Annotated in this window: 11 protein-coding genes; 7 read left to right on the forward strand and 4 right to left on the reverse strand. The window is 46.5% G+C overall.

What is annotated here, in order from left to right:
* The first annotated feature begins 355 nt into the window (after positions 1-355).
* Positions 356-1,384 (forward strand): diguanylate cyclase, encoded by a 1,029-nt coding sequence (locus tag AEA42_RS02550; protein ID WP_055646874.1) that lies wholly within the window; start codon positions 356-358, stop codon positions 1,382-1,384.
* An 83-nt stretch (positions 1,385-1,467) separates the two neighbouring features.
* Here the strand turns inward: AEA42_RS02550 and typA are convergent, their stop codons facing one another.
* On the reverse strand, positions 1,468-3,279 hold the full coding sequence (gene typA / locus AEA42_RS02555; RefSeq protein WP_055646875.1) for a translational GTPase TypA: 1,812 nt from the start codon (positions 3,277-3,279) through the stop codon (positions 1,468-1,470).
* A 975-nt stretch (positions 3,280-4,254) separates the two neighbouring features.
* Between typA and glnA the strand changes: the two genes are divergently transcribed.
* Together glnA and AEA42_RS02565 are read left to right on the forward strand one after the other, a co-directional pair.
* On the forward strand, positions 4,255-5,664 hold the full coding sequence (gene glnA, locus AEA42_RS02560; RefSeq protein WP_037425030.1) for a glutamate--ammonia ligase: 1,410 nt from the start codon (positions 4,255-4,257) through the stop codon (positions 5,662-5,664).
* 573 nt (positions 5,665-6,237) lie between these two features.
* On the forward strand, positions 6,238-6,495 hold the full coding sequence (locus tag AEA42_RS02565) for a YceK/YidQ family lipoprotein (protein WP_226871843.1): 258 nt from the start codon (positions 6,238-6,240) through the stop codon (positions 6,493-6,495).
* A gap of 142 nt (positions 6,496-6,637) precedes the next feature.
* Here the strand turns inward: AEA42_RS02565 and AEA42_RS02570 are convergent, their stop codons facing one another.
* Both AEA42_RS02570 and AEA42_RS02575 read right to left on the reverse strand, forming a co-directional pair.
* The gene (locus AEA42_RS02570; protein WP_055646876.1) at positions 6,638-7,759 is read right to left on the reverse strand and encodes an aminotransferase class V-fold PLP-dependent enzyme; all 1,122 of its coding nucleotides are present in this window, start codon (positions 7,757-7,759) and stop codon (positions 6,638-6,640) included.
* Positions 7,760-7,763: 4 nt separating this feature from the next.
* A complete protein-coding gene (locus AEA42_RS02575; protein ID WP_055646877.1) occupies positions 7,764-8,942 on the reverse strand; it encodes a monodechloroaminopyrrolnitrin synthase PrnB family protein in 1,179 nt (392 codons plus the stop codon).
* 281 nt (positions 8,943-9,223) lie between these two features.
* Between AEA42_RS02575 and AEA42_RS02580 the strand changes: the two genes are divergently transcribed.
* The 4 genes from AEA42_RS02580 to AEA42_RS02595 all read left to right on the forward strand — a co-directional run bounded on the left by AEA42_RS02580 (position 9,224) and on the right by AEA42_RS02595 (position 12,565).
* On the forward strand, positions 9,224-10,567 hold the full coding sequence (locus AEA42_RS02580) for an anaerobic C4-dicarboxylate transporter (RefSeq protein WP_037423187.1): 1,344 nt from the start codon (positions 9,224-9,226) through the stop codon (positions 10,565-10,567).
* Between the two features lie 212 nt (positions 10,568-10,779).
* Positions 10,780-11,445: a CHAP domain-containing protein gene (locus AEA42_RS02585; protein ID WP_055646878.1), complete on the forward strand. Its 666-nt coding sequence runs from the start codon at positions 10,780-10,782 to the stop codon at positions 11,443-11,445.
* Between the two features lie 3 nt (positions 11,446-11,448).
* Positions 11,449-12,030, forward strand: coding sequence for a hypothetical protein (locus AEA42_RS02590; protein ID WP_055646879.1), 582 nt, complete (start codon positions 11,449-11,451; stop codon positions 12,028-12,030).
* A gap of 22 nt (positions 12,031-12,052) precedes the next feature.
* Positions 12,053-12,565, forward strand: a complete 513-nt coding sequence (locus AEA42_RS02595) for a M23 family metallopeptidase (protein ID WP_055646880.1) — start codon at positions 12,053-12,055, stop codon at positions 12,563-12,565.
* Positions 12,566-12,601: 36 nt separating this feature from the next.
* Here AEA42_RS02595 and AEA42_RS02600 read toward each other — a convergent pair whose 3' ends face one another.
* Positions 12,602-12,760 carry a DUF2986 domain-containing protein gene (locus tag AEA42_RS02600; protein ID WP_037425046.1) on the reverse strand — a complete coding sequence of 53 codons (159 nt, stop codon included), beginning with the start codon at positions 12,758-12,760 and terminating at the stop codon, positions 12,602-12,604.
* Between the last annotated feature and the right edge of the window lie 84 nt (positions 12,761-12,844).

Genomic DNA, 12,844 nt, shown 5'->3' on the forward strand with positions numbered 1-12,844 from the left:
GCTAACGAAGGGAATGACCCTACAAGGCGTCATTAGGCTAATCTGGTTTGGACGTCTTCTAAAACGTTTATCGTTTGCATTAATCCCTTCTGCACTGTTCCAAAGTAACGATTAATGCACCATTCGGTCTGTATACTAAACAAGCAAAATGACAACATTTCAAACTTTTGCCACTAAAGCTAGGTAACAGTAACAAGAACAGCAAACCCTAGCTCAAAAAGCGGGCACAGATCACACTGTTGGTGGTTTTTACATCACTATCTTGATTTTAATCAGAACGGAAGATGGTTTTATCACTAATACTCATCTCAAATAAGAACAATAAAACGCTTATATTCTTACTTGAGGTGAATCTATGCGACAGAGACGCTTGCAACTTATGCAGTCACTTTTTGATGAATATATTGAGATGTACGCTGCACGGGATGACAAGCTCACAGCCCGCTTTAGCGATACTTTTAGTGGTTATGCAGGTAGCAGCGATATTCTTGTCACCAGTAAAGATGAATGGGTAAAAATAACCCGTCAGGACTTCGCCCAAGTCCCCGAACGGATCCATATTGAAGTGTTAGATCTTTCACTACAGGATCTTGCCGAAGATATTATTGTTATTACAGCGTTTTTCCATATACACCTCCCTATCCCAGACTCGATACTCAGCCAAGAAACCGCAAGGTTAGTGCTGATTTTTCGCCAAGAAAGCAACGATTGGAAAATCGTCCATAGTGGAATTTCGATTCCCTATGGCATAGCCAAAAAAGGTGAAATTTATCCAATGACAAGTTTAGAAGAACGCAATCGAGAGCTAGAGTCCATTATACAAGCGCGAACCTATGAACTTGCCGAAGCGAACAACAGACTCGAAAAACTCAGCAATACCGATGGGTTAACCAATATTGGCAACCGTAGATTGTTTGATCAAATGCTGCAAAAGGAATGGAGTCGTGGGCAACGCAACAACACGCCACTCTCGCTTATCATGCTCGATATTGACCACTTTAAATTATTTAATGATTTTTATGGCCATCTCGCAGGAGATGATTGTCTCAAGATGCTGGCTAACGGCTTATCTCAATCTGGTCGTCGGGCAGGTGAATTAGTTGCACGCTATGGCGGCGAAGAATTTGTTATTTTACTCCCCAATACGGATCACCAAAGCGCACTCGACACCGCCAAGCACGTACATCAACTTATTCAATCGCTTGCTATACCCCATATTAAAACAGACATAGGAATTGTCACGGTCAGCGTGGGTGTTGCGTGTTTACTCCCCTCAGATAAACATAATGCCTTAGAATTAGTCCACCAAGCAGATACCGCCCTTTACTTGGCGAAGTCCGCAGGTCGTAACTGCATACGCTCAGTACATGAACCTGAAATATAGCCATTAAAAAGCCCCGCTAAGTTGCCTTAGCAGGGCTTTATTCACTGTATGGCAGTCACTTTACGTGCCCACCATAACCACCATTAACCGCGGCTAGCGCGCTTACGGTCGTTTTCAGTTAAGTGTTTCTTACGAACACGGATGCTCTTAGGTGTCACTTCAACTAATTCGTCATCATCAATAAACTCAAGCGCTTGCTCAAGAGTTAAGGTGATTGGCGTAGTCAGTACTTGAGCTTCGTCAGTACCAGAAGCACGCATGTTAGTTAGCTGCTTACCTTTCAGGCAGTTAACTGTCAGGTCGTTAGAACGTGAGTGAATACCCACTACTTGACCTTCATAAACTTCAGCCGCATGGCCGATAAAGAGACGACCACGGTCCTGTAAACCAAACAGTGCGAAGGTCAATGCTTTACCAGTCGCGTTAGAGATCAATACGCCGTTAGCGCGTTGACCAATGTCGCCACCTTTATGTGGACCGTAGTGATCGAATGAGTGGTAAATCAAACCAGTACCAGAAGTTGCAGTTAAGAACTCAGTTTGGAAACCAATTAAGCCACGGCTTGGGATGATAAAGTCAACGCGCACGCGGCCTTTACCGTCAAGCTGCATATCTTTCATTTCAGCTTTACGGATACCCAGCTTCTCAATCACTGTCCCTTGATGTTCTTCTTCAACGTCAACGGTCAGGGTTTCAAAGGGTTCACACAGTTCACCATCGATGGTTTTTAAGATAACTTCTGGGCGAGAAACTGCTAATTCGTAACCTTCACGACGCATGTTTTCGATCAGGATAGATAAGTGTAATTCACCACGGCCAGATACCGCGAAACGGTCTGGGCTGTCGGTTTCTTCAACACGCAGTGCCACGTTGTGCACTAATTCCTGTTGCAGACGCTCAAGAATGTTACGTGAAGTCACGTACTTACCTTCTTTACCCGCAAAAGGTGAAGTGTTAACTTGGAAAGTCATGGTCAGCGTTGGCTCGTCAACAGATAAAGGCGGCATCGCCTCTACATTGCCAGCGGCGCACACTGTGTCCGAAATTTTAAGCTCACCCAAACCGGTGATCGCCACGATATCGCCCGCATTTGCTACATCAACTTCGGTACGCTCTAAGCCCATGTAACCTAATACTTGGCCCATTTTACCGTTGCGTACTTTACCGTCGGCACCGATCACGCTCACCTGTTGGTTAGTCTTGATGCTACCACGGTTAATGCGACCCACACCGATAACACCCACGTAAGAGTTGTAATCGAGCTGAGAAATTTGCATCTGGAATGGACCATCCGCATCAGCATCAGGTGATGACACTTTTTCAACGATAGTCTGGAACAGTGGCGTCATATCTTCGCTGACAACATCTGGATCTAAGGTTGCAAAACCGTTTAATGCAGAAGCATAAACGATTGGAAAATCTAATTGTTCGTCAGTTGCACCTAAGTTATCGAACAGGTCGAATACTTGGTCGATAACCCAATCAGGGCGAGCACCTGGACGGTCAATCTTGTTGATAACAACGATTGGCTTTAAGCCTTGGGCAAACGCTTTTTTGGTTACGAAGCGAGTTTGTGGCATTGGACCATCAACGGCATCAACCAGCAACAATACTGAGTCAACCATAGACAGAACACGCTCAACCTCACCACCGAAGTCGGCGTGGCCAGGGGTATCAACGATGTTGATACGATAATCGTTCCACTTGATGGCAGTATTCTTTGCCAGAATCGTGATTCCACGCTCCTTCTCAAGATCGTTGGAGTCCATCACCCGCTCAGTAGCTTCTCCCCGGGTTGCAAGGGTTCCTGATTGCGACAGCAACTTGTCTACCAGGGTCGTTTTGCCATGGTCAACGTGTGCAATAATGGCGATGTTACGTAAATTCTCTAGCACGGATAAACCTCTTACCATCAAACAAAATTAGGGATATTACAATATTCGTTACAGCAATCTACGTTGAGTCGCCATAAAAAAGCGTGACATTCTACTCCAGAGCGGCCATATCGCACAGGATTATTTTTGAACACTTATAAAACTATTTTTTTGGGCCCGTGCTAACGAATCAGTTATGGCGATAAGACAAATAACCCAAATGCACCGTTTCAGCGCAGGCAATTGCCACGTTATCTCGAACTCAATACGACTAACCAGCTGAAATAACTATTCTTCACGGGAATGGCGTAGCAGACTATGCGCTTAAGGCCGCCATAAGTATAGCGAATAACCCCAATTCGGCAGACCCGTTTTTTCGTCCAAACACATCAGTATGCCCAAACCGCTACCTAAGTATTTTCTCGATAGCCTCAATAAATGGCTTTAGACGCAGTTTCAATAAACTCTATTCCCACCTAAGAACAACAAGACTAATCAATTGATTTTTAATGACAAGAAATGAAAACAAGCCAAAATCATTATCAGAAAAACAGCTTATCATCTCACTGTTTTGTGACATTATGGCGAGCACTGAAAACAGTGACCTTACGCGGTTATCTAGACTTATTTATATGCTAAATTCATTCTGTTTTGCTGAGCCTAATTGATAGTAACAGGCTAACAGCGAGTATGCCGCCCAGCTTGAATATGGATATGAATTAACCAAGCAAGCCTATGCTCATCGTCACTGCACTAAAATGGGGGATGCATGGTGCGCACCAAAATGGATGAATGCACCAAAATGCCACATCAAAACGCACCAATAAAGTGCAATACAGAGTTAAAGATAGTGCAATAAAACACATATTCATTAATTATCAACAAGTTAAATTATTGGCATAGATATCGCTTTATAGCTAGTAAGTTTTGCTCAAGCACAACTTGAGTTAAAAGATTATAGAAGGGACATCCCTTTACCCTACCGGAGACTTGAGAATGTCAGTTGAATCAGTTTTAAAGCAACTTGAAGAATTAGAAGTTAAGTTTGTTGATTTACGTTTTACCGACACCAAAGGTAAAGAGCAGCACGTATCTATCCCAGCTCATCAGGTAGACGCTGACTTCTTCGAAGACGGTAAAATGTTTGACGGCTCGTCAATCGCTGGCTGGAAAGGCATTAACGAATCAGACATGGTACTGATGCCAGACCCAACTACGTTCGTACTGGATCCATTCACCGAAGAAACCACTGCGCTGATCCGTTGTGACATTCTCGAGCCAGGCACTATGACTGGTTATGACCGCGACCCACGTTCTATCGCGAAAAAAGCGGAAGAATACTTACGCTCTACCGGTATCGCTGACACTGTATTAGTTGGACCAGAACCAGAATTCTTCCTGTTCGACGATGTCCGTTTCGGTACTGACATGTCTGGTTGTTTCGTGAAAATCGACGCTAAAGAAGCGGCATGGAACTCTGGCACTAGCTACGAAGGTGGCAACACTGGTCACCGTCCATTCGTGAAAGGCGGTTACTTCCCAGTAGCTCCTGTTGACTCATCACAAGACTTACGTAGCGCTATGTGTTTAGTGCTCGAAGAAATGGGTCAAGTGGTTGAAGCTCACCACCATGAAGTGGCGACTGCGGGTCAAAACGAAATCGCAACTCGCTTCAATACCCTGACTAAGAAAGCGGACGAAATCCAAATTCTGAAGTACGTAGTACACAACATGGCTCACGCCTACGGTAAGACTGCGACTTTCATGCCTAAGCCAATCGTTGGCGACAACGGTAGCGGTATGCACGTTCACCAATCTCTGGCGAAAGATGGCGTAAACCTGTTCGCAGGCGACAAATATGCTGGTTTAAGTGAAACTGCACTGTACTACATCGGTGGTATCATCAAGCACGCTCGCGCACTGAACGCTTTCACTAACCCAAGCACTAACTCTTACAAGCGTTTAGTACCACACTTCGAAGCGCCAGTGATGTTAGCTTACTCAGCACGTAACCGCAGCGCTTCAATCCGTATTCCAGTGGTACCAAGCCCTAAAGGTCGTCGTATCGAAACTCGCTTCCCAGATCCACATGCAAACCCATACTTAGGTTTCGCAGCACTGCTGATGGCGGGTATCGACGGTATCCAAAACAAGATCCATCCAGGCGAAGCGATGGATAAAGACTTGTACGATCTGCCAGCGGAAGAAGCGGCTGAAATCCCACAAGTAGCGACTTCATTAGAAAACGCCCTTGAAAACCTGCAAGCTGACCACGAGTTCTTAACTCGCGGCGGTGTATTTAGCGAAGATTTCATCCAGTCTTACATTGCACTGAAATCTGCAGAAGCTGAGCGTGTAAGCCGTACAACTCACCCATTAGAGTTTGAAATGTACTACAGCCTGTAATGGCTAGATGCATGCCATTACTCACGGTATAAATGCATGCATAAAGTATCAAAGCCCCAACAGTTTTGCTGATGGGGCTTTTTGTTTCTTGAAGGTATACGCTACTTTCATGCTGGTGCAATGACCAACACTTTTCTCTAAATGGCGACATAGCCAACCACTTATTTATCATCAAAAGAAAGCATACCAGCAGACACCACTGCAATAACAACAATAGGGACAGATGTCGTTTAAGACTGAGCTAAACGCGATATAAAACTAACTTATAGGCAGAGGCGTTAACTACTGCGACACTAAAGTTGGGAGTCTCTTTACTGTTGTCTCATTACTGCTGCTGAATAATTGACACATATATTCATGTGGTTAGAATGCCGACTTGCTAAAACTGAATATATCGGTGTCGAACAAAACCAGTTCGGGTTCCATAAGACTAACGCCCAAAGTTAATCAAGCGAGTCGCTCATACCGAAACAATGCGGTTTTTCACATATAAACAATGGAGTGGTTATGCGTTGGTTGACTTGCTTGGTCGTGTGCTGTTCTCTCACGGGATGTGCAACAATAACATCGAGGATGGGAGAAAATTCAACTTGGGGGCATTCTTTCTCCAGTGTTCAAACTGCTGTTGATAATGGCGAGGAGTGTGCGATAGTTTCTGCGTTATCCGCCCCGCCACTGCTACTGTTTACTATCCCTCTGACACTGGTCGATATGGGTAGCTCGCTGATCGTCGATACCGTGATGCTGCCAGTCGATTTGGCTATCACGCCCAGTAATCCCAAGCTCCGAACCCCGCGTTCTATGTTCTGCCACTATAACTACAGCATTTGAGCATATTCGCCCCAATAAATGACCTCAGCCTCAGGGCATGGGTTAACGACATCGGCATTAGGGGGCGCCTTGATGCCCCAGAGCCATGCTCCCTGTTCGAGGCTATTACGCCATGTCGGCTGAGCAAGCTATGCTCAATCAGTTAACGATGGGCGTTTATTACCTCCAGTAACCTTAGGATATCGGCCTCATCGTTATAAATATGTGGCGATACGCGTATCCCTAAACTGCGGGCATCGACACTGATATTCGCCTCAGCCAATGCCGCCATGATCGGCGCTTGCCGCTCGCCAAATTGCAAAATCAGCGTACCGCTACGCTTATCGATTGCCCTCGGCGAGACGAGCTCATTGTCCAATGCCTGTACCACTGGAGCCATCAGTTGCAAGTTATGCTCACGCATCGCCAGTGAGCCAATATTGGCAAAATATTGAATACTATGGGCGGCAATAGCGTAGGGGACGATAGAAGGCGTGCCGCCCCAAAACCGCAACGCTGTTGGATGATAGCGAAAATCATGAATATCAAACTCGAAGGGATTTTCATGGCTAAACCAACCCACATCCTGTGGCTGACATTCGGGCAAAATAGCCGGATTGACCCACAGATACGCAGCGCCGGGGCCGGAGCATAACCATTTCACACTCGAACCAATCATAAAATCTGGCTGTAGCTTGGCTAAATCCAGCGGCAAAATCCCAGCCGATTGCGCCACATCCACTATGCTCAAGCAGCCACGCTCACGGGCAAGGGGGATAATCTGCGCGAGGGGGGCCTGTTGTCCCGTGTTAGAATAGGCATGGCTGACAAAGACTAAATCGACATCGTCGCTGATATGTGCGTCCCACACATTGGGGTCGGTAACATCTAAGCCCTTGGGAATAAAGCGCAGTTCACAACTTGCGGGCAATGCCTTTTTAAGGGCGAATCCCATGCTAGGAAAATCAATCTCGCTCATCAGCACCACGGCGCCATCGCGATTTAATCTATCCAGTGACATCACCAACTTGGTCAATGCGCTCGATAGATTCACCTGCGGGCAAAATTCCTGCGGCTGACCATTAAAAAGGCTTGCCAGCGCCGCGGTAAAGTTATCGATGACACCTAACCATTGACCCCAAGGCTCGCGGCCAGACTCCTGCCAAGGTGCAAAAAACGCCTGCTTAAACGCCTGCTCGGTCGATTTGAGTGGCCGCCCCACGGAATGGTTAAGCAGATATCCAGGGCCTGCGAGGCAAAAATCCTGTTTTACATTTAGCAGCATGGCCTTACCTCAAACTGTCTTTGAGTTTTTTCAAATCATAATAACGGGTGCGAATATCGTCACGTAATACGGCCGCGCGTCTATCCCTTAAACGCTCAAGGGAGGCGAGCAGTACATGCAATGGTGGGCCGCTGGCGGTCACTTTGGCTAAATGTTGTTGCTCCATACTGACCGAAGGCTCAGCAATATACTTAGTCACTAATTCATTGTGATGTTGAATCGCAGTTTGCCCATGTAATTCACAGACTTCGATAAACAGCTTGAGGTTTTCCTGATACCAATCCTGCTGCACGCAGGCCTTTGTCTGTAAAAAGTCATCCATCAAATTCGGGCGGCGCATGCATTCCCGCAAGATTTGCTGATCCTCCGGCATCATATATAAAAACTTATCCACCAGCATTTGCGAATAGGACGATTCGTTGGCAAAACAGAGACCTAGGGTTAAATCGATGACGTTAATCCCTGCAAAGTCGCCAGCATTGGCGCCGCGATATACCACAGAGCCAACCCGATAGGGTTTGTAATATGGGCGGACACAATAGAAAAAGCGGTCGGTATCTAAACGTTTGAATAATTGCTGATTTGATTCAATGACGTCCTGCAATGCCTGTTTGGCGACCCGCAATAAATCGTGGCTAATAGGATGGGAGATCCCCAAGGGCTGAATTTTTAATAAGGCATCGCTGGCGCGCTTATAGGCCAAGATGCCCTTAGTGTTGTAATCCACAAACAGCTTTTCATCAGGCAGATCGGTAAAGCGTTTGTAGATACCATTGTGGGCACGGTTATGGGTAGTTAAATGCGCAGTGGCAAAACGTGGCGTCACGCCGATGGAGGCGCCGATATGCATAGCGAGCGCCGAAGCCTCAACCAGTGGCGAGGTGGTCTCCCGTGTTGGCTCAGTAATTTCATGGCGGCGGCAGGCGGCCATATACAGGCCAACATTGCCTAGCAAATCAAAAGCACTATCAAAACCTTCGTCGGTATTGCCCTCATCGAGCAAAGCCTTAATCAGCCCTCGCCCTTCGCTTTCCAAAGTGTGCTTAAGCTCAGTGCCAATCCCCTGCACATTGGCACGGTCGGTCTGCTGGTCATAAAGCTGTTCGAGCTGCGAGTTGAGTTCTACAAAGCGGCTGCGGATCCACTCATCGAAGGCTTCGGTATTATAGGTGGCAGGTTTCACTTGGACATCCTTGGCGATTGTTATGGTTATTTTTACCGGAGCAAGTACTAGGGCATGTTTCACTTGGCTACAGGCGTCATTAGCGCTTCCGAGTTAACAAGGATGCAACTTCTGGCGACACGTTTCTAGCGCTAGCTCAAATTTATGAAAAATCTAATGCCACTTTTTATTTACACCTTGCGCCAGCGCAAGTTATCAAAGTCAATCGCCTCGCAAAATAACGCCAAATACAGCTAGTCCTAATACAAATAGCGCGGCAGGTTCCGCAGGGGTAAATCAAAATGATTTTAATGGAATTTATTGTCGTACTCGGCTGCTTGCTACTGGGCACCCGCTATGGTGGTATGGGGCTCGGGTTGATAAGTGGTATAGGTTTATTTTTACTGACGTTTGTCTTTGGTCTCGCCCCCGGACAGCCACCAGTGCAAGTGATGTTAACCATTCTTGCGGTTATCGGTTGTGCCGCAGTATTGCAAACCGCAGGCGGCTTAGATGTGATGATGCAGTTTGCCGAACGTTTACTGCGCCGCCATCCACAGTACATCACCATTCTGGCACCGTTAACTACATGGACGCTCACCTTTTTGTGCGGTACAGGCCATGTGGTTTACACCATGTTCCCGATTATCTCTGACATTGCTCTGAAGAAAAACATTCGCCCAGAACGCCCCATGGCGGTCGCCTCCGTCGCCTCACAAATGGCGATTTGCGCCTCCCCTGTATCAGTCGCCGTCGTTTCTATGGTATCGATTTTGGCGGCGCAGCACGGTGTTGGCCATGCCTACAGCATGCTGGACATTTTAATGGTGTCGGTGCCAGCCTCCCTTTGCGGTGTGTTAGTGGCAGCACTGTGGAGCCTACGTCGCGGCAAAGATTTAGATAAGGACGAAGAGTTTCAAGAACGAATTCAAGATCCTGTGCAAAGAGCCTTTATCTACGACAAGGGCGAAACGCTGCTGAATCAAACCTTCCCCAAAGAAGCGTATTGGGCAACAGGGATCTTCTTTGCCGCTATCGCCGCAGTGGTATTACTTGGTTCCTTTAGCGAGCTGCGTCCAGTGTTTGAAGAGAAAGGCAAGCTTGCGCCACTGTCGATGAACCTAGTGATCCAAATGATGATGTTGATTGCAGGCGCCTTTATTTTGATGAGCTGCAAAGTCAAGCCAGCTGAAATTGCCAATGGTCCGGTTTTTAAAGCGGGTATGGTGGCGATATTCTCGGTATTTGGCGTGGCGTGGATGAGCGATACTTACTTTATCAGCCATATGGATGTACTGAAGGAAAACCTCTCCCACGTGGTGCAAAACCAGCCTTGGACCTATGCCCTAGTGCTGTTTTTAATCTCCAAACTGGTCAATAGCCAAGCGGCTGCGCTCACGGCGATTGCGCCGATGGGATTAGCTTTAGGTGTCGATCCTAAGCTGTTAATTGCTTTTTTACCCGCCAGTTATGGCTACTTTGTGCTGCCCACTTATCCAAGCGATTTGGCCTGTATCGGTTTCGATCGCTCAGGTACCACTAAAATTGGTAAGTTCATCATTAACCACAGCTTTATTATCCCAGGACTGATTGGTGTTAGTACCGCATCAACCGTGGGTTATCTGTTGGCAACTGCGCTACTGTAAAGTTAGTTTGCGTTAATAAGCACATATAATCAGGCCGATAGCACATTAACGCTATCGGGCCTGACAAATTAAAGATGTGCAAGCGCTCAGTACGAAAGTATTAAGCTCCCGCCACATTCCCTTATCAGCTAGACGTCTTTAGCAACTGCAGCATACAATCCCGCCTTATATCATGCTGAATCAATTTATCTTTTGAGAATGTCGTACTAAAGATGATTAAAGGTTTTCGCTTATGGATGCTGATTGTGAGCCTAGGGCTTAGCGTCAGTTTTCTCGGCTATCAGTGGCTTACACGCCATAACTTCAACACTGAGCACCAAGTGGGTGACATTATCGACTCCCTCAATGGAATCGAGATTTACTATAACGGTGGCGTTAACACTAATGAGGGACGCAACCTCTCCCTCGACGGCTATAACCTCGGCATAAAATATCAGTGCGTAGAATTTGTTAAGCGCTACTTTTACCAACGATATCAACACAAAATGCCTGACAGTTTTGGGCACGCCAGAGACTTCTTCGATAATCTGCTCACTGATGGCAGTTGGAATGAAAAACGCGCCCTACGCCAATTTACCAATGGCAGCCAAAGCAAACCTATGGCAGATGATTTACTGGTCTTTGCCCCATGGATGTTTAATCCCTATGGCCATGTCGCCATTATCGCGGCCGTCACGGACAACAGTATCGAAATCGCCCAGCAAAACCCCGGCCCATTTGCCCCATCAAGGGAATATTTCGTTTTAGAACAACGGGCTGGACTCTGGTATATAAACGCACCACGCGCCAAAGGATGGTTACGCTGGGAGGCAATAAGCCCTAAGGTGATAACAGAAACGGGCGGCTTTATCGCCCCAGCGATGGCCATTAAGGAATAAGCTATGGGGATTTTTAACTGGGTAAAACGGCTATTAGCCATAAAAGCGACAACTCGCTCGCAGGCAACTGATCTTCAAGCACTCTTTGGTGGCGAGGCAACTGCGAGTCTCACTGTGCCTCGCTACCAAGCTTATCCCTTAGTCACGCCAACAACTGAGACTGAATTATCCGCCTATCAACTCCATTGCTTGTTGAATGATCAAGATAAACAACGACTCGACACCTTACTTTGCCAAGCGGGATTCGAGCAAATTGTAGATTCTGATGCGCCATTTAATGGCGTACTGCATCACACCCACCTACAGACAACGGTATTTTTACAGCAATATGCAGATTTTGCGGGGTTCTGCGTACTGCTCATCACCAATGATATCAATCTATTGCAACAGCTTATTACCTTTAAGGCCGCGCCGCCTGCTCCTTGGGAAAGTTTTCCCGATGTTGATCCTGATACACTTGGGAGTTTGCAAGGGAACCTTGAGTTTTGGTGCGATACGTTTTGGCGACCCTATTGGTTATCACTTGGTGAAACCGAGCGCCTGCAATATCCAATAAACTGGCGTGAATTCAGTGAGTTTCACTAAAAGATTTATGTAAGAGATAACAATGAAACTGAAATATACCGCATTCACTCTCGCACTCTTTTTCCTTGCCGGATGCTTGGTACCTGAACAACCTATCATCCCCGTAAAAGGTGCCACTAATAAGGATTGGAATAGCCAAACCTTTTGGTATGAGCCTTGGGGAAGTTCGGGCACACACAAGGGTATCGATATTTTTGCGGTCACGAGTACCCCGGTTATCGCACCAACGCCCATGCTACTGCTGTACAAAGGTGACTTTTTTAAAGGCGGAAAAGTCGTTGTTGGACTCGGCCCTAAATGGCAAATTCATTATTTTGCGCACCTAGGCAGCATTGAAGCATCGACAGGCTTATTCGCGACAAGTGGAGAAACGCTAGGCACAGTCGGTACGACTGGCAATGCTCAAGGTAAACCACCCCATTTGCACTATTCCATTTTAAGCCTGTTCCCAAGACCTTGGCGAATAGACACTTCAACCCAAGGATATAAAAAGGCTTTTTATCTCAATCCCATTGAGTATTTAGAGGCTAAGTAAGCTTTATTGAGGATTTAACTGTTAGAGATTAACGGCTCACTCAACGGGCACTTCTAGCTCATTTTCTGCCGCGAGAGCCTGTGCAACTCGTTCGGCCTTAGCGATATATTTAGGTTTATTACTGGTGTGAAGCTTGGCATTGGCTTTTTTCGCCTTCTGCTTAAGCGTTTGATTAATTTTCTTTTTGCGGTTCATAAGGGTTGTATTTAGGCACAATTAAAGCCGCTATTATAGTCATCCTAAGCCACAGCAACAAATCAGTAGGATGAAGATAAACCC

Source organism: Shewanella sp. Sh95, assembly GCF_001308045.1.
GTDB lineage: Bacteria > Pseudomonadota > Gammaproteobacteria > Enterobacterales > Shewanellaceae > Shewanella > Shewanella xiamenensis.